Origin of the sequence: Sneathiella sp. (genome assembly GCF_029233945.1) — a bacterium.
Classification (GTDB): Bacteria; Pseudomonadota; Alphaproteobacteria; order Sneathiellales; family Sneathiellaceae; genus Sneathiella.
Genome location: NZ_JARGOQ010000007.1, coordinates 59719 through 86524, shown reverse-complemented (window position 1 = coordinate 86524; position 26806 = coordinate 59719). Strand labels below are relative to the sequence as shown.

Annotated in this window: 23 protein-coding genes; 5 read left to right on the top strand and 18 right to left on the bottom strand. The window is 53.8% G+C overall.

Features of this window, described 5'->3' with window-relative positions; translation table 11 throughout:
* Positions 1-118: 118 nt before the first annotated feature.
* From P1U71_RS04090 to P1U71_RS04075, 4 genes are all read right to left on the bottom strand, one after another.
* Positions 119-997, bottom strand: coding sequence for a F0F1 ATP synthase subunit gamma (locus tag P1U71_RS04090; RefSeq protein ID WP_301104279.1), 879 nt, complete (start codon positions 995-997; stop codon positions 119-121).
* 31 nt (positions 998-1028) lie between these two features.
* Entirely contained in the window at positions 1029-2558 is a 1530-nt protein-coding gene (gene atpA / locus P1U71_RS04085; RefSeq protein WP_301104278.1) for a F0F1 ATP synthase subunit alpha, read from the bottom strand.
* A complete protein-coding gene (locus P1U71_RS04080) occupies positions 2558-3118 on the bottom strand; it encodes a F0F1 ATP synthase subunit delta (RefSeq protein ID WP_301104277.1) in 561 nt (186 codons plus the stop codon). The genes atpA and P1U71_RS04080 overlap by 1 nt, the downstream gene beginning before the upstream one ends.
* Positions 3119-3320: 202 nt before the next feature.
* Complete coding sequence (locus tag P1U71_RS04075; protein WP_301104276.1) at positions 3321-5501, bottom strand: primosomal protein N'; 2181 nt, start codon at positions 5499-5501, stop codon at positions 3321-3323.
* 65 nt (positions 5502-5566) lie between these two features.
* Between P1U71_RS04075 and fsa the strand changes: the two genes are divergently transcribed.
* Genes fsa through P1U71_RS04060 form a run of 3 tightly spaced genes read left to right on the top strand, consistent with a single transcriptional unit; the run spans position 5567 to position 7895 of the window.
* Positions 5567-6226 (top strand): fructose-6-phosphate aldolase, encoded by a 660-nt coding sequence (gene fsa, locus P1U71_RS04070; RefSeq protein WP_301104275.1) that lies wholly within the window; start codon positions 5567-5569, stop codon positions 6224-6226.
* 23 nt (positions 6227-6249) lie between these two features.
* A complete protein-coding gene (locus tag P1U71_RS04065) occupies positions 6250-6975 on the top strand; it encodes a DUF484 family protein (protein ID WP_301104274.1) in 726 nt (241 codons plus the stop codon).
* Between the two features lie 2 nt (positions 6976-6977).
* Positions 6978-7895 (top strand): tyrosine recombinase XerC, encoded by a 918-nt coding sequence (locus P1U71_RS04060; RefSeq protein WP_301104273.1) that lies wholly within the window; start codon positions 6978-6980, stop codon positions 7893-7895.
* Positions 7896-7898: 3 nt separating this feature from the next.
* Here P1U71_RS04060 and P1U71_RS04055 read toward each other — a convergent pair whose 3' ends face one another.
* From P1U71_RS04055 to mdh, 8 genes are all read right to left on the bottom strand, one after another.
* A complete protein-coding gene (locus P1U71_RS04055) occupies positions 7899-9101 on the bottom strand; it encodes an MFS transporter (protein ID WP_301104272.1) in 1203 nt (400 codons plus the stop codon).
* A gap of 3 nt (positions 9102-9104) precedes the next feature.
* Entirely contained in the window at positions 9105-9704 is a 600-nt protein-coding gene (locus P1U71_RS04050; protein ID WP_301104271.1) for a glutathione S-transferase N-terminal domain-containing protein, read from the bottom strand.
* Positions 9705-9786: 82 nt separating this feature from the next.
* The gene (gene lpdA / locus P1U71_RS04045; RefSeq protein WP_301104270.1) at positions 9787-11190 is read right to left on the bottom strand and encodes a dihydrolipoyl dehydrogenase; all 1404 of its coding nucleotides are present in this window, start codon (positions 11188-11190) and stop codon (positions 9787-9789) included.
* Between the two features lie 27 nt (positions 11191-11217).
* Complete coding sequence (odhB, locus tag P1U71_RS04040; RefSeq protein WP_301104269.1) at positions 11218-12492, bottom strand: 2-oxoglutarate dehydrogenase complex dihydrolipoyllysine-residue succinyltransferase; 1275 nt, start codon at positions 12490-12492, stop codon at positions 11218-11220.
* A 12-nt stretch (positions 12493-12504) separates the two neighbouring features.
* A complete protein-coding gene (locus P1U71_RS04035) occupies positions 12505-15393 on the bottom strand; it encodes a 2-oxoglutarate dehydrogenase E1 component (RefSeq protein ID WP_301104268.1) in 2889 nt (962 codons plus the stop codon).
* A gap of 72 nt (positions 15394-15465) precedes the next feature.
* Positions 15466-16341, bottom strand: a complete 876-nt coding sequence (gene sucD, locus P1U71_RS04030) for a succinate--CoA ligase subunit alpha (protein ID WP_301104267.1) — start codon at positions 16339-16341, stop codon at positions 15466-15468.
* Entirely contained in the window at positions 16341-17510 is a 1170-nt protein-coding gene (gene sucC, locus P1U71_RS04025) for an ADP-forming succinate--CoA ligase subunit beta (protein WP_301104266.1), read from the bottom strand. Before sucC ends, sucD begins: the two co-directional genes overlap by 1 nt.
* 131 nt (positions 17511-17641) lie before the next feature.
* A complete protein-coding gene (gene mdh / locus P1U71_RS04020; RefSeq protein ID WP_301104265.1) occupies positions 17642-18607 on the bottom strand; it encodes a malate dehydrogenase in 966 nt (321 codons plus the stop codon).
* Positions 18608-18960: 353 nt separating this feature from the next.
* Between mdh and zapE the strand changes: the two genes are divergently transcribed.
* Positions 18961-20088, top strand: a complete 1128-nt coding sequence (gene zapE, locus P1U71_RS04015; RefSeq protein ID WP_301104264.1) for a cell division protein ZapE — start codon at positions 18961-18963, stop codon at positions 20086-20088.
* An 81-nt stretch (positions 20089-20169) separates the two neighbouring features.
* Positions 20170-21327: an iron-containing alcohol dehydrogenase gene (locus tag P1U71_RS04010; protein ID WP_301104263.1), complete on the top strand. Its 1158-nt coding sequence runs from the start codon at positions 20170-20172 to the stop codon at positions 21325-21327.
* Here the strand turns inward: P1U71_RS04010 and P1U71_RS04005 are convergent.
* From P1U71_RS04005 to sdhC, 6 genes are all read right to left on the bottom strand, one after another.
* Complete coding sequence (locus P1U71_RS04005; RefSeq protein ID WP_301104283.1) at positions 21324-22598, bottom strand: MFS transporter; 1275 nt, start codon at positions 22596-22598, stop codon at positions 21324-21326. The two genes, P1U71_RS04010 and P1U71_RS04005, sit on opposite strands and share 4 nt — an antisense overlap.
* Before the next feature lie 136 nt (positions 22599-22734).
* Positions 22735-23310, bottom strand: coding sequence for an FMN-binding negative transcriptional regulator (locus tag P1U71_RS04000; RefSeq protein ID WP_301104262.1), 576 nt, complete (start codon positions 23308-23310; stop codon positions 22735-22737).
* A 100-nt stretch (positions 23311-23410) separates the two neighbouring features.
* Positions 23411-24187: a succinate dehydrogenase iron-sulfur subunit gene (locus tag P1U71_RS03995; RefSeq protein ID WP_301104261.1), complete on the bottom strand. Its 777-nt coding sequence runs from the start codon at positions 24185-24187 to the stop codon at positions 23411-23413.
* 18 nt (positions 24188-24205) lie between these two features.
* Positions 24206-25999 carry a succinate dehydrogenase flavoprotein subunit gene (gene sdhA / locus P1U71_RS03990; protein WP_301104260.1) on the bottom strand — a complete coding sequence of 598 codons (1794 nt, stop codon included), beginning with the start codon at positions 25997-25999 and terminating at the stop codon, positions 24206-24208.
* 10 nt (positions 26000-26009) lie between these two features.
* Positions 26010-26390: a succinate dehydrogenase, hydrophobic membrane anchor protein gene (gene sdhD / locus P1U71_RS03985; protein ID WP_301104258.1), complete on the bottom strand. Its 381-nt coding sequence runs from the start codon at positions 26388-26390 to the stop codon at positions 26010-26012.
* Between the two features lie 3 nt (positions 26391-26393).
* On the bottom strand, positions 26394-26783 hold the full coding sequence (gene sdhC / locus P1U71_RS03980) for a succinate dehydrogenase, cytochrome b556 subunit (RefSeq protein ID WP_367281118.1): 390 nt from the start codon (positions 26781-26783) through the stop codon (positions 26394-26396).
* Positions 26784-26806 lie beyond the last annotated feature (23 nt).

Genomic DNA, 26806 nt, shown 5'->3' with positions numbered 1-26806 from the left:
TCCCCATCAAATTGTACGTCCACGACGGCGCCCAACACCTGGGTGATTTTGCCGACACTTTTAGCCATTTTCATGCTCCCTACAGGGTCACTTCAGTTCTTAACAATCGGAGGAAAAGCTAGAGAGCTTCCGCACCGGAGATAATTTCAATTAGTTCACTCGTGATCGCCGCCTGGCGTTCACGGTTATATTGCAGGGTTAATTTATCGATCATTTCCCCGGCATTACGTGTTGCATTTTCCATTGCCGACATACGCGCACCTTGCTCAGAGGCGGAGTTTTCGAGAAGTGCCCGAAAAATCTGCACTGCCAGATTCCGAGGCAGCAATTCTGCGAGAATTTCCTCCTCATCCGGCTCATATTCGTAAACAACGTCACTTGTCTCTGTCGCGGCACTTTCAGGCACGGATGCAGGAATAATCTGCTGTCCCTGAACTTCCTGTGTCATGACCGAGACAAACTTCGCGTAAAAAATCGTGCAGACGTCAAACTCACCGGCATCAAACATGCCCAAGACACGCTGCGCAATCGGCAAGGCATCGCTGAACCCGATCCGTTTGGAGCCGGAAAGATCCACCAGATCGATGATCAGATGTCCGTATTTCCGTTTGAGGGCATCACGCCCCTTTTTACCAACGCAGAGGATTTTGACATCCTTGCCCGTTGCAACAAGCTTATCGACCCGCTGCGAAACCGCTTTGGCAATCGAGTTGTTGAACCCGCCACAAAGACCACGTTCCCCGGTTGCGGCAATGATCAAGTGCCGCTGATCAGCCCCCGTACCCGCCAGTAGCTTCGGCGCATCATCACGGCCAACCATTCCGCTCGCAAGCGACGCCATCATGCCGTCCATACGCTCAGCATAAGGGCGCGCGGCATTCGCGGCTTCTTCCGCATGCCGGAGCTTTGCCGCCGCCACCATCTTCATGGCTTTGGTGATCTTCTGCGTCGATTTAACGCTGCCGATCCGATTTTTGAGTTCCTTAAGGTTCGCCATGTTACGGCTATCCCTTTCCTAAGCTCAATTTTTACGCAAACGTCTTCGAGAAGCCGTCAAGAATGTCGTTCAACTTCGCTTCGCTTTCACTGGACAGCGCGCTTTCCTTCAGGATGGTATCCAAGAGATCCTGATGCTTGGCGTGCATTTCAGAGAGAAGCTGTTTTTCGAAGTCACCAATCTGACCGACTGCGATGCCGTCAAGATAGCCCCGCACACCGGCGAAGATCACGACGACTTGCTCTTCCATCGTGAGCGGGCTGTATTGTGGCTGCTTCAACAACTCAGTCAGGCGTGCGCCGCGCGCCAGCAACCGCTGGGTTGCCGCGTCAAGGTCAGAACCAAACTGGGCGAAGGCCGCCATTTCACGATACTGCGCCAACTCCAGTTTAATGGAGCCTGAAACCTGCTTCATGGCTTTCGTCTGGGCGGATGAACCCACACGAGAGACCGACAGACCAACGTTAATGGCTGGGCGAATACCCTGATAGAACAGTTCCGTTTCCAGGAAGATCTGACCGTCCGTAATGGAGATCACGTTAGTCGGGATATAGGCCGATACGTCACCGGCCTGTGTTTCAATAACCGGCAGGGCGGTCATGGAACCGGAGCCATTGTCTTCGTTCAGCTTAGCGGAACGCTCCAACAGGCGGGAATGAAGATAGAAAACGTCACCCGGATAAGCTTCACGTCCCGGCGGACGGCGAAGCAGCAGGGACATCTGCCGATACGCAACGGCCTGTTTCGACAAATCATCATAAATGATCAGGGAATGCATGCCGTTATCACGGAAATATTCCGCCATGGCGCAACCGGTGAAAGGTGCGAGATACTGCAGCGGTGCCGGATCGGAGGCAGTGGCGGCGACAACGATGGAATATTCCAGCGCGCCATTTTCTTCAAGCGTCTTCACCACCTGCGCAACCGTGGACCGCTTTTGCCCGATTACGACATAAACGCAATAGAGTTTCTTGCTTTCATCATCCGAAGAGTTGACAGACTTCTGATTGAGAATAGCGTCAACCGCAACGGCCGTCTTGCCGGTCTGGCGGTCACCAATGATCAGCTCACGCTGGCCACGCCCAACCGGCACGAGGCTGTCGATAGCCTTCAGACCCGTCATCATTGGCTCATGCACGGATTTACGTGGCATGATACCCGGTGCCTTAACATCAACCCGGCGGGTTTCAGTGGCATCGATCGGACCCTTACCATCAATGGGGTTACCAAGACCGTCAACAACGCGGCCCAACAAGCCTTTGCCGACACCGGTTTCAACAATCGCGCCCGTCCGCTTCACCGTGTCGCCTTCGCGGATGTCCCGGTCGGAACCGAAAATCACGACGCCGACATTGTCGGTTTCAAGGTTGAGGGCCAGCCCCTTAATACCGCCTGGAAATTCGACCATTTCACCGGCCTGAATATTGTCCAGGCCATATACGCGGGCCACACCGTCACCGACGGAGAGCACCTGGCCAACTTCTGAGACTTCAGCTTGCGTGTCAAAACCCGCAATCTGTTGTTTAAGAATTTCGGAAATTTCTGCGGCGCGGATGTCCATCACCCAACCCCTTTCATCGCAAACTTAAGATTCTGAAGTTTAGTTCGGATCGAATTATCGACCATACGTGAACCAACCTTTATTACCAGGCCCCCGATCAGGCTCTCATCAACATCTGATTCGAGACTGACATCACTGCCGATGGCAGATTTAAGAGCCGATGACACAGCGTTTAGCTGACTTTCACTGAGTTTCTTTGCGGAGCTGACACGGGCGACAACTTCGCCCCGCTCAGCCGCAAGCAATTGATTATAGGCCTCGATCATGCCGGGCAGCGCAAAAAGCCGACGGTTCTGCGCAACGGTTCCGATGAACCGGCGGACCAGATCGCTAACTCCCAGCTTTTCAAGAACGGCGCCCATCGCACGCGCCTGATCGGCGCGGCTGATAATCGGGCTTTTAACAAGACGGGCGAGATCTTTATTCTCATCCATCATTGATTTGAGTGTCGCCAGGTCGCTGGCGACGGCGTCCAGTTCTTTGGCTGACAAAGCCAAATCAAACAGAGCCGTTGCATAACGACCCGCGATACCGGAAACTGTTATGTTCTCAGCTGACAAGAAACGATCCCCAGACCTGAAAAAGGACGCGAAATACGTCCGACAAAATTGAAATCCCCCTCCCGTATGGGCACCCTTTCAGGTCCCCATCGTCAAGGCACGGGGTTATTAGCACAGGGAATTCCGGGTGGCAATATGCTGCACACCAGTTTATTCACCAAAATTTCAGTTTTGCGGTTCGGCCAACCGGGAAACCCCATTTTTACATGAAATTATACGGGTCTATATCAATCTGCAGCCGGATATTGTTCGGAACTTTGCGCCCTTGCAGCCATTTTCCAAGAACCGACTGGATATGAACATCTTTTGTGCATTTGATTAAAAATCGGTACCGATGCCGCCCCCGGATCATGGACAACGGCGCCGGTGCGGGTCCCAGCACGGCAATTTTCTCGCCCATCGGAGCCTGCCTCGCCAGTTCTGTCGCAAAACTGGCCACTGATTCGGCATTTGCACTGGATAGAATCAGCGCGGCTAGGCGGCCATAAGGGGGCATGCCTGCGCTCTCCCGGCCCTCAGCCTCCAGCTTGAAAAAAGCTTCTCCCTCCTGTCGGGCGATCGCCTCGATAACCGGATGCTCCGGCAGATACGATTGCAGATACACTTTCCCGGCAATGGATTCGCGCCCGGCGCGCCCGGTAACTTGCGAGAGAAGCTGGTAGGTTCGCTCGGCCGCACGTAAATCTCCGCCCGCAAGACCAAGATCCGCATCCACAATTCCGACCAACGTCAAATTTGGAAAATGATACCCCTTTGCGACGATTTGCGTCCCGATCAGGATTTCAATCTCTCCGCGGTCCATGGCCGCGACAAATTCCGCCGCCGCGCGCGGGCTTGAGATTGTATCACTCGCCATCATCGCAATCCGCCGACCCGGAAACAGGGCCTCTGCCTCCTCCACCAGCCGTTCAATGCCCGGCCCGCATGCCTTGAAGCTATCCTCAGCGCCACATTCACTGCAGGATTTTGGCAGCCCGGTCGTAAATCCGCAATGATGGCATTGCAAGCGCTTCATCAATCGATGCTCCACCAGCCAGGCGCTGCAATGCGGGCATTGTAATCTGTGGCCACATGTATCGCAGAGGGTCAGCGGAGCGTAGCCGCGCCGGTTGAGGAACAGCATAACCTGCTGTCCTTTTGACAGGGTTTCCTCCATCGCCTCACGGAGTGGGTCCGATATCCAGCGCTGCGATCCCAGTTTATGCTGCTTAAGGTCAATGATGTTAACATCCGGAAGCGCCGCCCCGCCATAGCGGGATGGCAGTTGGAGATGCTCATATTTTCCGGAGCGAGCATTTATCAGGCTTTCGAGCGATGGCGTCGCCGACGCGAGTACAACGGGGCAACCACCTATTTTGCCGCGCACCACGGCCATGTCCCGCGCGTTATAAGGAACGCCTTCATCCTGCTTGAAGGAGGTTTCATGCTCCTCATCCACAACGATAAGCCCAAGCTTTGCAAAAGGAAGGAACAGCGCCGATCTTGCGCCGACGACGATATCGGCGCGCCCTTCAATAACCGCGCGCCAGTTGCGGCGGCGTATTGACTGGCTCAGGTCCGAATGCCATTCCACCGGCTGCGCGCCGAAACGATCTTCGAATCGCGAAAGCCACTGCGCGGTCAGGGCAATCTCCGGGAGCAGTACCAATGCCTGCCGCCCTTCCTTTAAACAAGCCGCAATGGCTTCAAAGTAAACCTCGGTTTTACCAGACCCCGTCACGCCCTCCAGAAGGGCAACATGGAAGCTGTCATCAGCGACAGATGAGATCAGGGCTTTCGCCGCGGTCAGTTGATCAGGAGAAAGATCAAAAGCGGCATGTTGCCAATCCGCCGGCTGGAGCGGAGTTTCCGCAGGCAGGTCCACAGCCTCAAGAGCGCCCTTGTCGGCAAGCCCCTTGATGACAGACGTGCTCACCCCGGCAATTGCCGCGAGATCGGTCGCTGTATGCGCTCCGCCGTCCGACACTACGTCCAGGACCCTACGCCGTGCCGACGTCAGTTTTTCCGGCATCTCTCCCGTAAAGCGGTATCCGATGCGCGGCGCTTTCGGATAAAGGGCGTCCGGCACGCTCATCGCCATGCGGAGCACGCGCCCGCGTTGCTGCATGGTATACTGCGCGACCCAGTCGATGAATTTCAGGCTTTCCGGCGGGAGCTTTTCACAGGGTAGAACGCCGATGATATCCTTCATGCGGTCCTCGGCGAGATCGGAATTAACCGCCTCTTCCCAGACCACGCCGGTTACCTCTCTCCTGCCAAGAGGAACAGTCACAAAATGCCCGATTTCAACGTTAAGGGAATCTGGGGCGCGGTAGTCATATACATCCCCGATTGAGAGGGGTAGAAGAACACGAACGCGGCGATGTTTAATTGTGCTGCTCATATCTATGCGATAGACTATTCTGGCATTTCGAACCAGTGATTAGCATCAGGATTTAAAAATTACCCATGAAATTTTTTGTTGATACAGCGGATACCGAGGAAATCCGCGAGCTTGCCGATACCGGTCTTCTGGACGGTGTGACCACCAACCCGTCGCTTGTTGCAAAAACCGGCCGGGATTTCTTCGAGGTTATACAGGAAATCTGTGGCCTGATCGATGGACCGGTGAGCGCCGAGGTCGCCGCGACCGAGTTTCCGGCAATGCTGGAGGAAGGCAAGAAGCTTGCCGGACTTGCCGAGAATATCGCCGTGAAGGTGCCGCTAACCATGGCAGGACTTAAAACCTGCGCCGAACTCAGCCGGGCGGGCACGCAGGTGAATGTCACCCTCTGTTTCTCTGCCGCACAGGCCATTCTCGCCGCCAAGGCAGGCGCCGCCTTCATCTCGCCCTTCGTCGGGCGTCTTGATGATATCGGGCAGACCGGCATGGATCTCATTGCAGATATCGTCCAGATTTATGACAACTACCCCAATTTAAAAACCGAGGTTCTGGTCGCGTCTATCCGCAACCCGACCCATATTGTGGATGCCGCCCTGATGGGGGCCGATGTTTGCACCATTCCGCCCAATGTCTTGAAACAGCTTGTCTCACATCCTTTAACAGACAAAGGGCTCGCTGCTTTCCTTGCGGATTGGGAGAAAACGGGCCAGACTATCCTTGGGTAACAGTTGAAAGGTGAGTAAGTTTCGTGACGAAAATATCTGACAAAAAAGCCCAGACCAAAGCCGAAGCCGCCCCTCATTTGACGGATGAGGAAGTGCGGAACTGGCTGATCGATCACCCTGACTTCCTGGCACATAATGCCGATCTGCTTACGACGGTGATCCCCCCGGAACGTGTTTCCGGGGACGGTGTTGTCGATATGCAGTCTTTTCTTGTCAGCCGCCTACAAAAAGAAGTGATCCATCTAATTGCCCTGCAGAATGATTTCGTCGAAGCTGCGCGAAACAATATTCATACTCAAGATATGGTCCACGCCTCCATTCAGGCGGTACTGGGCGCATCCAACCTTGCGCATTTTGTTCATATCCTGACCCAGGATCTCCCCGAGCTTCTTGAAATTGATGTCATTACGCTTTGCGTAGAAGACGGGCCGATCCCGCTTCCTGATATGACCGGCTTGCAACGCCTCAAGGCTGGCAGCATCAAACGCGCGCCATGGCGTGGGCAGGTAATCCTTCTGCGCCCGGACACTCCTAAATCAAAGGCTATTTACGGCCCCGCCAAGGATCTTGTTCATTCCGATGCGCTGATTAAGCTTGATGTGCCCTCCCTTCATGCCAAAGCAATGGTCGCATTCGGCAGCCGCCAGAGCGGCCATTTCCGCGAGGATCAGGCAACCGACCTCCTCCGGTTTCTGGCGGTTGTCATTCAATCCTGCCTGCAAATGTGGCTGGAGCAAAAACCGGCGTAACCATGTCCTCCCGCCCCGCTCTCACAGCCGCGTTTGCAAACTGGATCAATTGGCTGGTTCATGAGAGACGAGCAAGCCCCCATACCGTTCAGGCTTATGAAAGAGACATGCGGGATTTTCTGGCCTTTATCACCGGCCATATCGGCAAAGAGCCGGACCTGAGTGATCTTGAAGGGCTGCGGGCGGCAGATTTTCGTGCCTATCTTGCGCATCGGCGGCAGGAAGGGTTGACCGCTACGTCCCTGCGCCGTGTTCTTTCCTCCATCCGGAGCTTTTTCAAGCGTCAGGAACGAGATGGGCATCTCCATAATCCGTACCTGAAAACATTGCGCTCACCGAAGGCCGGAACGAAGCTGCCCCGTCCGATTTCCGCCGACGATACTAAAAAGCTGTTACAGGATGTCCCGAACCCGCGGGAGGCAAACTGGGTTCGCCACCGGGATATTGCCGTCCTGACATTGCTCTATGGATGCGGGTTGCGCATAGGTGAGGCCTTGTCCCTTAGCTTCAACGACCGTCCGACTTCCGATTTCATGCGGGTTATCGGCAAAGGAAACAAGGAACGCATGGTGCCGGTTTTACCGGCTGTCCGTGACGCTCTCTCCCAGTATATCAAGGAATGCCCCTTTCCCTTGAAAGGATCTGGTCCGCTCTTCGTCGGTCGTCAGGGAAAAAGGCTGAATGCGCGAAATATCCAGCTGAAAATGCAATCCTTGCGCCGTAATCTTGGCCTCCCGGAAACGGCAACGCCCCATGCGCTGCGGCATAGCTTTGCAAGCCATCTGCTCGCAGGCGGGGGTGATCTACGATCGATCCAGGACTTGCTCGGTCATGCGTCGCTCTCCTCCACACAACGTTATACCGACCTTGATACGGAAAAACTGCTCGCCGTGTATGACAAGGCCCACCCGAAGGCCTGAGGCTTATTCCTTTTTCGTCAGGCGAAGAGCGAACGGCCCTAATAGGGTAATCGCTCCCATGGAAATAAACATCAGGCCCCAGCCCATGGTAGAGTCCGGTCCACCCGCCTTATCAAGTACAATCCCCGCGACGACCGGCCCGATCATGCCTCCCCCAAACCCGAGGAAACTGTGGACCGCCATGGTCGCGCCGCGAAGATCTGCCGGCGCACTGCCAACCGCGCCAGCCGTGATGGAAGAGGAATCCGCCGTAATCATGACGCCGTAAAGCGCCGCCATCGCAACAACAAAACCGAACGGCATATTCGCCGTAAAACCGATGGTAAAGGAAAAGGCGAGGCAACAGATCATAACCAATGTGATAGAGCGCTGCCGGCCAATCTTGAGAGATAACTCATTCCCGAGAACGCTGGACGGAAGGCCGAGAAATACAGCGGCGGCAGTAATAACAGAAACATCCATCCAGCCGGGCGCGTCGGTCAGGGCATGAGAGTAGGCCAAGAACGCCAGCATAAAGGACCGCATCGCCACCAGTTCCCAGGTATGGCAGACATAGGCGAGTATATATCCCATGCTGAAACGGTTGGTTACCACCGGCGCATAGTTGAAAATCTGCGTCCAGGGCCGGGGCGTCAAAAGCGGCTTGGACGATGTCGCAATAAAGATGATCGCCATGGCAATCGGCGGACCGACGATGACCGAGATTAACGCCATTTCCCATCCCAGCCATAAATCGGCTTGACCGACGAGGAGGAAGGAAACAGCCGAGCCTGTCGAAAAGCTTGCCGTATAGAAAGCAATAGCCCGCGACTGATCGCCGGGCGGCAAGCGGTCTGTCAACAGCTTCAATCCCGGCATATAGGTGCATCCAAGACCGGCGCCCGAGATAAACCGCCATGGCAGGGAGGAATAGAAACCGTCTGCATGAAAGGCAAAGCCATAGGCCCCGACAAGGGCCATCACGCAGCCGACAAGGAAAACCTGGCGCGCATCAAGGCGATCGGTCAACGACGTCGCGAAGGGCCCCACAATTGTAAAGCCGAAGAAAAAGGCGGCGTTTATCCAGCCCGCATCCTCCCCTGACAATTGCCAGTGATCGAAGAAAAACGGAGTGAGTGCGGGAAAAGTGGCGAAAGATGACATCGCCACTATTTCGGCAATACAGATTGCCAACGTCAACCGGGGCCCGGAAATGGCCGTACTCATATTTTATGCCGGAGCTGTCTGCGCCATAGACGGCCGGGCGGAAAACTGCTCATACCATTTCGTAAGCTTTGGCCGACCATTGCGCCACTGCTCCTCACCAAAACGGAAATCATGATAACCAAGCGCACAGCCGACCGCGATGGTACCGATATTAACGGCATCACCATAACTTTCCGCTTGCTTCTCCATTTCGCCGAGGCAACTTTCCATGGAAAGCTTCAAGCGTCCATTCCAGCTGGGAGAGCCTTCCCCTTCCGGCAGGATGCTATCGACCCGACGCTGATAGGCGGCGTCCGTCATCCCGTTCGCCATTGCATGAAGCGTCAGCACCTGCCACCGTTCGCGTCCGGCAGCCGGGAACAGTGACGGACCGCTCCCGATGCTGTCGAAATATTCACAGATGACAAAGGAATCAAACAGAACATCCCCATTCTCAAGCGTCAGGCTGGGGACCTTGCCAAGCGGGTTGGCCGGGTTGATGCCTTTAAACATGTCGCTATGGTCAGAATCAACAATTTCGATTTTATCCAGCAGATTATGTTCAATGGCCGTAACTCTGACTTTGCGGACAAAGGGAGAGAGGGCGCTGTAACAGAGCTTCATAACGTCTCCTTGGGGGTTTTGATAATAAAAAGAGAGGCCGAAAATTTCAGCCTCTCATTTTGGTAACCTATTTAGAAAAACGTCAACTGTTTATTGTGCGGCCCGCCACGGCAAGCGCCGCTTCTTTTACTGCCTCATTCAGCGTTGGATGCGCATGGCAGGTTCGGGCAATATCTTCTGATGAGGCACCGAATTCCATGGCCAGAACACATTCATGAATAACCGTTCCGGCGTCCGGACCGATAATATGAACCCCAAGAACCTTATCGGTTTTCTTGTCGGCGAGAATTTTAACGAAGCCATCCGTAAAGCCGTTGGCGCGTGCACGGCTGTTAGCCATAAACGGCACCTTGCCGACGTTATACTCAACCCCATCTTCTTTCAGCTGTTCTTCCGTCTTGCCAACGGTCGCGACTTCCGGCCAGGTGTAAATCACGCCGGGAATCAGATTGTAATCAATATGCGGTTTCTGCCCGGCGAGTTTTTCGACGCAAACAACGCCCTCATCCTCAGCCTTATGCGCCAGCATCGGCCCATCAATCACATCACCGATGGCGTAAACACCGTCCACGCTCGACTTGAAATTGCTATCGACGACAATGCGTCCTGCCCGATCCATCTCAACCCCGAGATCGTCAAGTCCAAGCCCCTCCGTATAGGGGCGGCGGCCAATCGCAACCAGAACAACATCCGCTTTGAGCGTTTCCTCATCGCCCCCCTTCGCAGGTTCCATTGTCAAGGTAACTGCGGTTTTCGTCTTTTTAGCGCCGGTTACCTTCTTGCCGAGCATAAAATTAATGCCCTGCTTTTTCAGAACCCGTTGGGTAGTTTTAGCAACTTCGTTATCCGTGCCGGGAAGGATGCGATTGAGGAATTCAACAACGGTAACCTCCGCACCGAGACGACGCCAGACGGTTCCAAGTTCCAGTCCGATCACACCCGCGCCAATAACGACAAGCTTTTTTGGAACCTTGGGAAGTTCGAGGGCGCCAGTAGAGGAAACGATCTGCTTTTCGTCAATTTCTACATTGGGAAGCGGTGTCACCTCTGATCCGGTGGCGATCAGGATATTCTTCGCTTTCAGTGTCTGGGCATTTTCTCCCGTCACCTCAATCCGGCCACCACCCTGCAGGGTCGCGGTGCCTTTGACATAGGTGATCTTGTTTTTCTTGAACAGAAACTCAATGCCCTGCGTCAACCCATCGACCGTTGTTTCTTTCTGGCCCATCATTTTTTTCAAATCAAGCTTAAGGGAACCAACAGAAATACCACGATCCTCAAAGCTATGTTGAGCCTCTTCGAAGAGTTCGGATGATTGAAGCAGCGCCTTGGACGGGATACATCCGACATTCAGGCAAACGCCGCCCAGCGATCCACGCTTTTCAACACAGGCTGTTTTCATTCCAAGCTGCGCCGCCCGGATAGCCGCCGTATAACCGCCAGGACCACCGCCCACAACGACCAGATCGAATGTTTCGTCGCTCATTTTGTTCCTCGTATCCTGTTGGATTGATTAGAGATCCAGCAGCAACCGCTGCGGATCCTCAAGGGCGTCCTTAACGCGGACCAGGAATGTGACAGCTTCCTTGCCATCAATAATCCGGTGATCGTAAGTCAGCGCGAGATACATCATCGGGCGAACTTTGATCTCACCCTTGATCACCATCGGCCGCTCCTGAATCTTATGCATACCGAGCACGGCGGCCTGCGGCGGGTTCAGGATTGGCGACGACATGAGGGAGCCATAGACACCGCCATTGGTGATGGTGAATGTTCCGCCCTGAAGATCAGCCATGCTGAGTTTTCCGTCCCGCGCCTTCTTGCCGAGTGCGCCGATGCCTTTTTCCACTTCAGCAAAGCTGAGTTGATCAGCATCCCGCAGCACGGGCACGACAAGGCCGGAATCCGTGCCCACGGCGATCCCCATGTTGTAGTAATTTTTGTAAACTAAGTCATCGCCGTCGATTTCCGCGTTCACCGCCGGAGTTTCCTGGAGCGCCGCAATACAGGCTTTCGTGAAGAACGACATAAAGCCAAGCTTGACGCCATGCTTTTTCAGGAACAACTCCTTATATTCCGCCCGCAGGTCCAACATGCCTGTCATGTCCACCTCGTTATAGGTGGTCAGCATGGCGGCGGTGTTTTGCGCGTCTTTCAGCCGTGCCGCAATGCTCTTGCGAAGCCGCGTCATTTTCACGCGTTCTTCACGTGCCTCTTCCGCACGTGGCCCGGACGGAGCAGCCGGCGCCGGTGCCGCAGCAGGCGCGGTGGCAGGAGCAGGAGCCGCTGGAGAAGCGCCCCCATTTTCAAGCGCCTCAAGCACATCCCCCTTGGTAATCCGGCCGTCTTTGCCTGTACCCCGGAGCTTGCCTGCATCGAGATTGTTCTCATCGATGAGTTTTTGTGCCGCAGGTAAAACCTCCACCTTGGTTGCGCTTGTCGAAGCAGCGGCAGGTGCGGCCTCTTCCTTGGGAGCCGGAGCCTCGGCCGGCTTTTCAACGGCTTCCTCTTTTGGCACTTCCGGTGCTTTTTCCGCGGCGCTTCCAGCGGCACCTTCTGCGATTTGACCGAGCAAGGCACCGACCTCAACGTCTTCGCCTTCCGCAACAACAATCTCGTCGAGGCGGCCAGCTTCAGTCGCATTCACTTCAAGCGTGACTTTATCCGTCTCAAGCTCCAGAAGCGGCTCATCCTTGGCGACAGACTCGCCAACTTTCTTGAACCACTGACCGACTGTCGCCTCAGTTACTGATTCCCCAAGCACGGGAACACGAATTTCAACCGTCATGATTTGACTTTCCTATTCAGATTTGACGCCAAGCGCGTCATCTACCAATGCTCTTTGTTCCAGATTATGCTTTTTCAGAAGCCCCGTCGCCGTCGACGCAGACTCTTTACGGCCTACATATCGCGGACGCGACACCTTCTTCATTTTCAAATCTTCGAACACCTTTTCCAGATGCGGCTCAACAAAAGTCCATGCGCCCATATTCTTGGGCTCTTCCTGACACCAGACAACTTCTTCAACATGGGTCAGGTTTTTCATTTCCTGCTCCAGCGCCTGATATGGGAACGGATAAAGCTGCTCGAGCCGCAGGAAGTAGGTATCCTTGATGTCGAGTTCTTCACGGCGGGCATACAAATCGTAATAGACCTTGCCCGAGCACAGAACGACACGCTTGACGTCCTTGTCCGCGCAGAGTTTCTCGTTATCGTAAAGCACACGATGGAAGGTGGAGCCTGGGCCCATATCCTCCAATGTTGATACGGCCTGCTTATGACGGAGAAGAGATTTTGGCGTCATAATCACAAGAGGTTTCCTGAACTTACGGTGGATCTGCCGCCGCAAGACATGGAAATAGTTCGCGGGCGTCGTACAGTTCACGACCTGCCAGTTGTCCTCCGCAGACTGCTGCAGATATCGTTCCAGGCGCGCAGACGAATGTTCCGGCCCCTGCCCCTCATATCCATGCGGCAACAGCATAACCAACCCGCACATGCGAAGCCATTTCGATTCACCGCTTGAAATAAACTGATCGATAATAACCTGCGCCCCGTTGGCAAAGTCACCGAACTGGGCTTCCCACAGAACCAGCGCTCTCGGCTCGGCAAGGGAATATCCATATTCATATCCAAGCACAGCCGCCTCCGACAGCAAACTGTCGATCACTTCAAAATGGGCCTGATCTTCACTCAGATTATCCAAGGGGATATACCGATCTTCCGTCACCTGATCGACAATGACGGAGTGCCGCTGAGAGAAGGTACCGCGCCCGCAATCCTGACCGGAGAGACGAACGGGGACCTGTTCCTTGAGCAGCGATCCGAACGCGAGGGCCTCGGCGGTCGCCCAATCGATATTTTCGCCGGTATCGATCATCTTTTTCTTGGCTTTGAGAACACGCTGCAACGTCCGGTGGACATTATGACTTTCCGGAACTTTAGTCAGCTTTCCGCCAATTTCCTTAAGCTCTTCTATCGGGACCGCCGTGCTGCCCCGCCGCGCACCTTCATCGGCACGCTCAAAACCCTGCCAGCGTCCTTCGAACCAGTCCGCCTTGTTCGGCTTGAAGCTATTGGCTGTCTCAAACTGCTTCTCAAGATAATCCTTGAATTCAGCAATCAAGCCCTCAACTTCCTTCTCGGTTAGCACATCTTCCGCAATGAGCTTCTTGGCGTAAATCTGCATGGTCGTCGGATGCTGGGCAATGGTCCGGTACATCAGCGGTTGAGTGAAGGCTGGCTCATCCCCTTCGTTATGACCATGACGCCGATAGCAGAACATATCAATGACGACATCGATCTGGAAAAGCTGGCGGAATTCCGTCGCAATCTTTGCCACATGACAAACCGCTTCCGGATCATCGCCGTTCACATGGAAGATCGGGGCCTGCACCATTTTTCCGACATCGGAAGGATACGGGCTGGAGCGCGAATATTTCGGACTGGTCGTGAAGCCGATCTGGTTATTTACGACAAAATGAATGGTGCCGGAAGTACGGTATCCTTTTAGTTCCGACAGACCAAAGCATTCTGCGACAATCCCCTGACCGGCAAACGCCGCGTCACCATGCAGCAAAAGTGGCATGACTTTACCGCCGACATCTTGGCCGATCTGCGCCTGCTTGGCGCGCGCCTTACCTAAAACAACCGGGTTCACGGCCTCAAGATGGGACGGGTTTGCCGTCAGAGACATATGGACATTGTTTCCATCGAATTCCCGGTCTGAGGAAGTACCCAGATGGTACTTCACGTCGCCAGATCCCTCGACATCTTCCGGATTGGCAGGATTTCCCTGAAACTCCGAGAAAACGGCCCGGAACGGCTTTGCCATCACATTGGTAAGCACATTAAGGCGGCCGCGATGCGGCATGCCAAGGACAATTTCCTTTACGCCCAATTGACCGCCGCGCTTGATGATCCCTTCCATTGCCGGGATCAGTGATTCCCCGCCGTCAAGGCCAAAGCGCTTGGTGCCGGTATATTTTACGTTCAGGAAGTGTTCGAACCCTTCGGTTTCGATCAGTTTGCGCAGGATCGCGATCTTGCCTTCCTTGGTGAAAGAGACTTCCTTGTGACGGCCTTCAATACGCTCCTGTATCCAGGCTTTCTGATCAGGCTCCTGAATATGCATGAATTCGACGCCGATGGTCGAGCAATAGGTCCGTTTTACGATGGCAAGAATGTCACGAATGCTGCCTGTCTCTAGGCCCAGGACATTATCAAGAAAGATCTGCCGGTCCCAGTCCTTTTCCGTAAAGCCATAAGTCGCCGGATTAAGCTCGGGATGCTCCTTCGGAATTTCAAGTCCAAGCGGATCAAGATTGGCTTTCAGATGCCCCCGCACCCGATAGGAACGGATCAGCATCAAGGCCCGGATGGTATCGATGGCTGCCAAGCGTATATCTTCCTGACTTGCACCAGACTGAATGGAGCGTTCCGTCGCCCGGTTCGCCGCATCCCCGAGAATTTCATACTCATCCTCGGGTTCGAAGCCATTCGACGGCGTCCATGGGGCCCCGCGTGTTTCGGCAACGACCGTATCCGCCGCATCCCCCAGCGAGCCAAAATACTGCTGCCAGCTGGTATCTACGGAAGAAGGATCATCGAGATAGCGCGCGTAAAGTTGCTCAATGAAGCCGGCGTTGGATCCAAAGAGGAAAGAAGAATTATCCAGTTGCTGAGACATTTTGTATAATTGGGCGGGACCGCCCCGCCCCCTTAAAAGCCAATTAAAGAGTTAATGGTTAACCATAATAGGTCAACCTTTCAAAACCCTTACCAAAGTTGATCCCAATGCGGACGGACTGTCGGAAACTGTAATACCGGCACTCCGCATCGCATCCATCTTGTCTTCCGCACCACCTTTACCGCCAGAAATGATGGCGCCAGCATGGCCCATTCTCCGACCGGGAGGCGCCGTCACACCGGCAATAAAGCCGACAACAGGCTTCTTGGACTTGGACGCCTTAAGAAACTCTGCGGCCTCTTCTTCGGCGGAACCGCCAATTTCACCGATCATAATGATGGATTCAGTCTCATCATCCCCAAGGAACAGATCCAGGCAATCGATAAAGTTGGTGCCATTGACCGGGTCGCCACCGATACCAATGCAGGTAGTCTGACCAAGGCCAGCCGCTGTGGTCTGCGCCACTGCTTCATATGTCAACGTACCTGAGCGGGAGACGATGCCGACATTGCCCCGACGATGAATATGGCCCGGCATAATACCAATTTTGCATTCGTCCGGTGTGATGACTCCAGGGCAATTAGGCCCGATCAGGCGGGAGCCGCTATCTTTGAGCGCCCGCTTAACCTTCACCATATCAAGGACGGGAATACCTTCCGTAATGCAAACGATCAATTCAATCTCGGCGTCAATTGCTTCAAGAATAGCGTCCGCAGCGAACGGCGGCGGGACATAAATCACGCTTGCATTGGCACCAGTTGTCTCTCTTGCTTCACCAACCGTGTTGAAGATCGGCAGGTCGAGATGCTTCTCGCCCCCCTTGCCCGGCGTCACACCGCCAACCATCTTCGTGCCATAGGCGATTGCCTGCTCCGAATGGAATGTCCCCTGAGAGCCCGTGAAACCCTGACAGATGACCTTCGTGTCCTTATTAACGAGAACGGCCATTACGCTGCCTCCTTCACTGCTTTAACAATTTTTTCCGCGGCATCCCCGAGATCATCCGCTGACAGAATGGGTAGTCCCGACTCCGCCAGAATTTTCTTGCCCAATTCCACATTCGTTCCTTCCAGACGGACAACCAGCGGCACACTGAGCGCAACTTCTTTTGCGGCCGCAACAACGCCTTCGGCGATCACATCGCAGCGCATGATGCCGCCAAAAATATTGACGAGGATACCTTCCACATTCTCATCTTTCAGGATAATTTTGAAGGCTTCCGTCACCTTCTCCTTCGTCGCACCGCCGCCCACATCAAGGAAGTTGGCCGGCGTGCCGCCGTTCAGCTGGATAATGTCCATGGTAGCCATGGCAAGGCCCGCGCCATTCACCATGCAGCCGATGTTGCCATCCAGCTTTATGTAGTTAAGGTCATACTGCGCGGCTTCAAGCTCGGCCGGATCTTCTTCATCCGGATCGCGAAGCTCAGCGATATCCTTGTGTCGGAAAAGAGCATTATCATCGAAGTTCATTTTCGCATCCAATGCGATGACATTGCCGCTTCCGGTAATGACGAGCGGATTAATCTCGACAAGGCTTGCATCTGTATCAACGATTGCCCGGTACAGTGCCAAGATAAATTTGACGGCTGCACCAACCTGCTTGCCCTCAAGCCCGAGACCAAAAGCAATTTTACGTGCATGGAATGGCGAAATACCCGTCGCCGGATCAATGCTGACCATCAGAATTTTTTCAGGCGTTTCCGCCGCAACTTCCTCAATCTCCATACCGCCTTCGGTCGAGGCCATGAAGGTTATGCAATCTTTTGCGCGATCGATGATCGCGCCGAGATAAAGCTCGCGCGCAATATCGCAACCCTCCTCGATATAGACACGCTTCACTTCCTTGCCTTCCGGCCCGGTCTGATGCGTGACCAGCTGCATGCCGATCATGGATTTTGCGGTTGAGGAAACCTCTTCGGTGGACTTGACGACTTTCACGCCGCCACCCTTACCGCGCCCGCCCGCATGGATCTGGGATTTTACGACCCAGACCGGTCCGCCCAACTCCTGCGCGACTGTCTTGGCTTCTTCTGAGGTGTAAGCGACGCCGCCCTTGGGAACGGTCACGCCGTATTTTGCGAGCAGGCTTTTTGCCTGATATTCATGGATATTCATTGTTTTCCGTTTTTGCTGCTATTCAAAGACATCGATTTTCATTGATCACGTAATTCGCAAAGTATGGGCATACGGTATAGCACCATAAAAAAGGGCACAACCGGTTATTGGTGTGCCCTTTATTTTTGCCCCTATCCCTTCAGGGTTGGATCAATGCCGATGCAGGCTTCTACCAGCCCCTTAACAGCATTCACCGAGTTATCGAACATGGTCTTTTCTTCCGCGTTCATGTCAATTTCAACGACCCGTTCGATCCCGCCTTCACCAATCACGGAAGGAACACCGACATACATACCATCAAGTCCATACTGGCCATCGACATACGCCGCGCACGGCAGAACCCGCTTTTTGTCTTTAAGGTAGGCTTCCGCCATCGTGATCGCGCTGGACGCCGGCGCATAAAACGCAGACCCGGTTTTCAGAAGCGCAACCACCTCGGCGCCGCCATTACGGGTCCGGTCAACGATTGCATCGATTTTTTCTTGCGTGCTCCAACCCATCTTGATCAGATCTGGCACCGGAATACCGGCAACTGTGGAATAGCGGATCAGCGGCACCATGGTGTCCCCGTGGCCGCCAAGAACGAAGGCCGTTACGTCCTCAACAGAGACATTGAATTCCTCTGCCAGGAAAAGACGGAACCGGGCACTGTCCAGAACACCCGCCATACCGACAACCATATTGTGCGGCAGGCCGCATTTTTCACGCAGCACCCAGACCATTGCGTCCAACGGGTTGGTAATGCAGATAACAAAGGCGTTCGGCGCATGCTTCTTGATGCCTTCGCCGACGGACTGCATAACTTTGATGTTGGTGCCGAGCAGGTCATCACGGCTCATACCGGGCTTGCGGGCAATACCGGCCGTAACGATACAGACGTCGGCACCTTCAATTGCACTGTAGTCATTGGCGCCGGAGATGTTGGCGTTAAACCGGTCAACCGGAGAGGAAGAAGCGATATCCAGAGCCTTGCCCTGCGGCAAACCTTCTGCGATATCAAAAAGAACGATGTCGCCAAGTTCTTTCAGGCCGGCAAGATGTGCAAGGGTGCCGCCGATATTCCCACTGCCGATCAGGGCAATTTTTTTTCGAGCCATTATATTCTCCGAATTCTTTAAGATTGGAGGGCTCTCTGAGAAGACAGAAAGTCCTCTTGTGAATATTATTGTGGGTACTAACGCGTTTCTCGATCAAGAGCAAGATCGCGGTGGAAAATTATCGCCAATTTTTTACAGTCAGTGAAATTACTCTTTTTATGGACGCCAAAATACTTTCTGTTCACTGCATTAGTGATGATTAATGGCCATTAAGAAACGCCTTACTCCGACAAAAATTCGTATAAAATGAATCAAAACCCCCTCTGGCCGTTGCCAGAAACGGCACACCTCTGTACAGATCAGTGTCAGACACCAATTTTCTAACATTCAAATATCGATATGTTTTCCATTTCATGACTGATGTAACCGGCCCCCTTGACGCATATCGCAAACTGATCGCGAGTAAGCAGCTCCAGCAGGATCCGATACAGCTGTTGGCGATCGAAAAGCTCCAGACCCTGCATCGGCGTCTTGTCAACTACGACCCCGGCACGAGCACGAAATGGACCCATATATTCCGCTTGGGGCCGCGCAAGCCGCGCGTCGAACCACCTCAGGGCTTATATATTTACGGAGATGTCGGGCGCGGAAAATCCATGTTGATGGATCTCTTTTTCGAAACCGCACCCGTCGCCCACAAAAGGCGGGTGCATTTTCACGCCTTCATGCTAGAGGTCCATGCCTTCATGCATGAAGAACGGCAAAAGGAGAACAAGGACAATGATGATCCGGTCATCGCCCTTGCCAACTTCATTACCGAGCAGGCATGGCTTCTCTGCTTCGATGAATTTCAGGTGTCGGATGTAGCGGATGCGATGATTCTCGGACGCCTGTTCGAGTTGCTGTTCGACCGGGGCGTTGTCGTTGTGGCAACATCCAATAGGGTGCCTGACGATCTTTATAAAGACGGCTTGAACCGGCAGCTGTTTCTCCCCTTCATTGCGCTGCTGAAAGAGCAGCTCGATATTCTCCATCTGGCTGGCGGCCGCGACTACCGGCTGGAACGGCTGGCGGAGCATCCGGTTTACTTCACTCCGCTCGATAATACCGCAGCGGCGGAGATGGATCGGATATTCACCGAGATGACGGAAGGATATGACCTTGCGCCGCAGACATTGACGACGCAGGGCCGGGAGCTGAAGGCAACGAGGGCCGCCCGTGGGGTTGCCAGATTTACCTTCGAAGAGCTTTGCGCGCGACCCTTGGGGGCATCCGACTATTTAACCCTGAGCGAGCATTTCCATACGTTGCTTCTTGAAAATGTCCCGCAGCTGAGCGCCGCCCGGCGCAACGAATCCAAGCGCTTTGTCGCTTTGGTCGATATCCTTTATGAGGCCAGAGCCAATCTCGTTATCTCAGCGGAGGTAGAGGCGGAAAACCTTTATCCCGAAGGCGACGGAAAGTTCGAGTTTGCCCGGACTGTCTCGCGCCTGATGGAGATGCGATCGGAAGATTACCTGAAAGGGCGCATGGGAAAATAGTAATCCCCCGTATCCTTTTCAGGCTTATCTGCCTATAATTTCAAAGGGAGCAAATAAGCAAAACAATAAGGGCAGGAAAATATGACCGAACCCGTATTTCCGGACATGGCCAATATAAAACGCCGTCTGACAATCAATCAGAATATCTCGAAGGCCATATCGGACATTGTTGGAAGTGAGGCGAACCCTCGCATTCTGGTTTCTATCTCACGTTCTCTCGCCGCGAATTCTCCCGTTATCGATGAACTGAAAGAAAATTTTGGTGAAAAAATTGCCGGTGTCGTCAGCGTCCTGACCGAACATACGCCATACGGAAAAGTCTTTGAACTCGCGAAGGCGATATCTGAAAGCGAGGCAACCCATCTTCTTTCCGTTGGCGGCGGCAGTGTTATCGACGGCGGCAAAATCGCCCTGCTCGTTGCGAACCTTCATATCAAGGACGCGGAGGAGCTCGAAGCGCTAACCTCTACTGGACATGAGCTTGCCGTTACCTCCTGGCCGATCAAGCATATCGCCGTTCCGACGACCCTGTCGGGTGCGGAGTTTACCCCGATTGCCGGTGCGACCAGCAGTATCACCAATCGAAAGACCGGCTTTTCGCATGCTTATCTCCTGCCAGATCACATCATCCTGAGCTCGACCCTCAGCAAATATACGCCTGAGCGGCTCTGGCTCTCGACCGGTATTCGTGCCGTCGATCATGCGGTGGAGACAGTCTGCGCCCCGGGCGTTGATCCGGAAATTGCTGATTTTTGCCTGAAGGGCCTAAGTCTGCTCTATACCGGCATGCAGGGCACCAAAGAGGACCCGGAAAGCCTTGTCCACCGGGCGAATAGCCAGCTTGGCGTATATTACTCAACGGCAGGTATTTCCCGTTACCGCATGGGTGCAAGCCACGGGCTCGGCTATCTGCTGGGCGTGATCGGGCATGTCCCGCACGGGGTTACATCCTGCGTTTTCCTGCCCGCAGTTCTTGCCTATAATCTTCCGGAAACCGGAGACCCGCAGGCGAAAATTGCCAAAGTTCTTGGAGTATCATCCGCCGAAGATGTCTCACGGGCCTTGAAAGAATTTATTGGCAAACTTGGCTTGCCAAATCAGCTCAGCACCCTCGGGATATCCGATGAGGCAATCGCAGAGATAAAATCAGGCGCCCTCACTCATCCGGTTGTGCAGGCAAATCCGAGGGCAATTTCGTCCGTTAAAGATGTCGCCGAGATTATGAGATTTTCAGGCTAGGGACTGGAAGCCTCCAATTCTGTGTCACGTGTATCGCGATAGAAAAAAGCGGAAGTGATTAGTGATATAGCGCCGGCGGCTGCAATCCAGTATGCCGGCGAAATTGGATCCCCCGTTGCTGTTAGCAACCACGTTACTATCAGTGGTGTCAAACCACCAAATACGCCAATGGATGCATTATAAGCAAATGCCAAACCTGTACAGCGAACATGGGTGGGCAGTAATTCAACATTCGCTGCGCAAAGCCCGCCAATAAATACCGACAGACCGACAGCAAAGCCAACCTCGCCCAAAAATATGAAGAGGGGGTTGGTAGAGTGAATTAGCAGGAAAAGCGGCACGGCGCCTGCCGTCATGATAAGCGCACCGGTAATCATCATTGGCCGACGACCGAATACATCCGAAAACCAGGCGGCAATCGGCAACAGGACAAGCAATAACGACATGCTTCCGGTATTCAGGTCAAGCGCAGTCGCTGACGGTAGATGGTCAATTTCCTTGACATAGGTAACTACATAGACAAACACAGCATAAAACGCGACAGCCTGCCCGACGTTTAGCGCAGCGACTTTCACCACTGTAAGTGAATGTTTAGAAAATGTACTAATTACCGGGCTTGCACCTTCGCCCGCGCCTTCATCCGTCGTAATCGTGCGCCGAACCAACAAGCTGGTAATTGCAACAAGAGACCCAAATAGAAACGGAATACGCCAGCCCCAATCCGCCATTTCTGCATCGGACAGGATGGTGGAGATCGCGTCACCGACGGCGGAACCCATCATAACCCCGAGAACAGCTCCCCAAACGCCCCAAATTGCGAAAAAAGCCCGGCGGCGGGGCGGTGCACGCTCGACAAGGAAAACAACAGAGCTTGTATATTCGCCACCAACTGACAGCCCCTGTATAATTCTGAGTAAAATGATCAAGATGGGCGCGGCAATGCCGATAGTTTCATATGTTGGCAAGAAAGCTATCAACGTCGTCGGGATGGCCATGGCCAGCACCGACAGGGTTAGCACTCGCTTACGGCCTATGATGTCGCCAATCCGTCCAAAAACAATCCCGCCAAGGGGGCGGGCCAGAAATCCTGCTGCGAAAGCGCCAAATGAAGAAAGCAATGACACTGCAGGATCATCCGAGGGAAAGAATAAATTGCCAATGGTAACGGCAAAATAACCATAGATGGCAAAGTCATACCATTCCATAACATTCCCAACCAATCCGGCGAGAATAACCCGTACCTGACTGTCACTCTCTGGCCCGGGACCCATCACCGTCCGGCTGCTGTTATCTGACATCGCTCAATCCTTGGCTATCTACAAAATTAGGAAAAATATTCCCCATAGTAGTACTTGAATCAATATATTCTGTCTTTGGTTGGTTTGATTTTGCGACGGTGAAGCAAATTTACCATAGCTCGCCAATGGCGGCCTTTACGGCGGCTTGATCCTCGGCTGATTTATTCTGGCCGAGCTTGGCTTTCCCCTCAATCCGGTCGATGGGAATTTCGAAGGCGATAATGCCCCGCATCAGTCCGGCAAGCCGTTTTGGATCAAACTGGTCCGGGCTCCAAGGATTTGGCATCTCTCTTTCATTCTCTAACGTCAGCCGTTCCAGCAATCGGCGCACAGCACCCGCATCCTCGATAATTTTAGGCGTGCCATAGGCATGTACCGCCACATAATTCCAGGTCGGCACGTTTACATCTGTCGCGTAGTAACTTGGAGAGATATAGGCATGTGGCCCTTGAAAAATGACCAGCACTTCGCCTTGCTCGAGCAACTTCCCATGTGGATTGGCCCGGGCCATATGGGCAATCAAGGTCCCATGCTCTCCGCGATCCGCGTCATATGAAAAGGGAAGATGAGTGGCGATGGGCGCGCCATCCTCCCCAACAGAGACCAGAAGCGCGAAACTCGCCTCGGGCAGGAGCCGGATCAGGGTTTCCTTCCCCGGAACAGAAAAATGCGGAGGGACATACATAGGCTTATTCCATAAAAAAAGGCCGCTACAAAGAGCGGCCTTACTTAATCGACAAATTGGCCTCAATCCAGCGCCAATTTTCTTAAACTCACAGAACCAATTACCGGCGTTCCACCATCATTTTTTTGATCTCGGCGATGGCTTTGGCCGGGTTGAGACCCTTGGGGCAGGTGTTTGCGCAGTTCATGATGGTATGGCAGCGATAGAGCCGGAACGGGTCTTCGAGATTATCAAGACGTTCTCCCGTATTCTCATCCCGGCTGTCAATGATCCAGCGGTAGGCCTGCAACAGGATGGCCGGACCCAAGAACCGATCTGAATTCCACCAATAGCTCGGGCAGGAGGTGGAACAGCAGGCGCATAGAATACATTCATAGAGCCCATCGAGCTTTTCGCGGTCTTCCTTAGACTGCAAGCGTTCCTTAGACGGGGAGGGCGTTTCCGCCTGAAGCCAAGGCTGGATTGAGGCATATTGCGCGTAGAAATTGGTAAGGTCCGGCACCAGATCCTTCACCACCGGCTGATGCGGGAGCGGATAGATATTGATGTCCCCGTCCACCTCATCCATGCCCGTGGTGCAAGCCAGAGTGTTCGTCCCATTGATGTTCATCGCACAGGAGCCGCAAATCCCCTCCCGGCAGGAACGGCGAAATGTCAGGGTCGGATCAATCTCGTTCTTGATCTTGATCAGCCCGTCCAGAATCATCGGCCCGCAGGTATCGAGATCGACATGATAGGTATCAATGGCCGGGTTCTGGTTATCGTCCGGGGACCAGCGATAGACATTAAATGTCTTGGTATTCGTCACACCATCCGGCTTCGGATGTGTTTTGCCAGTACCTACCCGAGAATTTTTTGGTAATGTCAGTTCAACCATGTTTCATTCCTAACGCGCTTAATACACACGTGCCTTTGGTTTGATGTAATCGATCTCATCCGTCAGCGTATAATCATGCACCGGTCGGTAATCGAGCTTCACTCCGCCTTTATCGCTGTGATAGGTGAGCGTGTGTTTCATCCAGTTTTCATCGTCGCGATCGGGGAAATCTTCATGGGCATGCGCCCCGCGACTCTCTTTACGGTTCTCTGCCGCCGTCATGGAAACGACGGCCTGCCGGATCAGATTGTCCAGTTCCAGCGTTTCCACAAGATCGGAGTTCCAAATCAATGATCGGTCTGTCGTCTTGATGTCTGGCATCTGATCCCAGACCTTGTTAATTTTATCCACCCCTTCAAGCAATGTCTTGCTGGTGCGGAATACGGCGCAGTCGTCCTGCATCACCCGCTGCATATTATCGCGAATACTCGCCGTCGAGCTGTCGCCATTTGCATTGCGGAACTTGTCAAGGCGCCCGAGAGCCTCATCACAGGCATCTGCCGGCAACGGCGCATGAGACGCGCCCGGTGTGACAACATCTTTCGCCCGAAGCGCGGCCGCCCGGCCGAAGACAACCAGGTCAATCAGGGAATTTGATCCCAAACGGTTCGCGCCATGCACAGAAACGCAAGCTGCCTCGCCTACCGCCATCAGGCCCGGGACAATCGCATCCGGATTGCCATCTTTCAAATCGACGACTTCCGCATGATAATTCGTGGGAATGCCGCCCATATTGTAATGCACTGTTGGCAGAACGGGAATTGGCTCCTTATGCACATCGACGCCGGCGAAGATCCGCGCGCTTTCCGAGATGCCGGGCAGGCGTTCGTCAATCATAGCCGGATCAAGATGATCAAGATGCAGATAGATATGATCTTTCCGGGGGCCAACACCGCGGCCTTCGCGGATTTCAATGGTCATCGACCGAGATACCACATCCCGGCTCGCCAAATCCTTTGCATGAGGCGCATAGCGCTCCATAAACCGCTCACCTTCACCATTGACAAGGAAACCTCCTTCACCACGTACACCTTCGGTGATCAGGCAACCCGCGCCATAAATGCCGGTTGGATGGAACTGGATAAACTCCATATCCTGAAGCGGCAGTCCGGCGCGCAGCACCATGCCGCCGCCATCCCCTGTACAGGTATGTGCAGAGGTGCAAGAGAAGAAAGTGCGACCATAACCGCCTGTTGCCAGAACCACCATATGCGCGCGGAAAAGATGCAAGGTGCCATCTTCAAGGCAGAGGCAGAGCACGCCCTTGCAAGCGCCATCCTTGTCCATGATCAGGTCGAGCGCGAAATACTCGATAAAGAACTCTGTGTCATGCTTGAGGCTCTGACTGTAGAGCGTATGCAACATGGCATGGCCGGTCCGGTCGGCTGCGGCGCATGTGCGCTGCGCGGCCGGGCCTTCACCGAACTCTGTCGTCATGCCGCCAAAGGCACGCTGATAAATCTTGCCTTCTTCAGTCCGGCTGAAGGGCATCCCGAACTGTTCAAGCTCCAGCACTGAGGCCGGAGCTTCGCGGCACATATATTCAATGGCGTCCTGATCACCGAGCCAGTCAGACCCCTTGACTGTGTCATACATATGCCATTGCCAGTTATCTTCGCCCATGTTGCCAAGCGAGGCGGAAATACCGCCTTGTGCGGCAACAGTATGGCTCCGTGTTGGGAATACTTTAGTGACCGCCGCCGTTTTCAGGCCAGCCGCCGCCATGCCCATGGTCGCACGCAAGCCCGCACCGCCCGCGCCGACGACGACCACGTCATATTTATGTTCTGTAATTGGATAGGCTTCTGACATGATCTTCTCTTTATCCCCCGAGCGCCAGCTTCAATATTGCAAGCGCAGAGGCCAGGCCGACGATTGCGCAGAAAAAACTGTTAAGTAGCAACAGAAATACTTTCGTGCTTTCCGTATGAATATAATCTTCAATAACAACCTGCATGCCGAGTTTGAGGTGATAAAACATCGCCACAATCAACAACAGCATCACAAGGGATATGAAAGGTTGGCCCAGCACATAGCGTACATGGGTGTACTCCGCGCCAATCAGGCTGATGAAACAGCCAAGAGCGATCAGGAAAAGCGGAATCAGGGCGATGGCTGTCACTTTCTGATACCACCAATGCGTCGTGCCTTCCTTCGCGGAACCCAGACCGCGGACATTTTTAAGCGGGGCTCTCATTCCCATAATTCAGGCTCCCATTGAGTAGGCGATGATCCAGGTGAGCAGGGTCAGAACGACGGAGGCGATAATCGCCGCCATGCCTGATTTCCGCATGGTCGGCAACTCAAACCCCTTCCCCATATCCCAGAAGAGATGACGAATACCGTTGCACAGATGATAGAACAGCGACCAGGTAAAGCCGAACAGTATAATCTGCCCGAACCAGGAGGTCATAAACGCGGTGACCGTAGCGTAAGCATTCGGCCCGGTTACAACTGCAATCAGCCACCACGCCAGCAACAGCGTCCCCACCCCGAGAGCGATACCCGTCGCGCGATGCGTTATTGAGGTAACCATCGTGATCTGCGGTTTGTATATCTGCAGATGTGGCGACAGCGGTCTTTCAATTTTCGCCATTTGGAAGTCTTTCTCGCTGATAA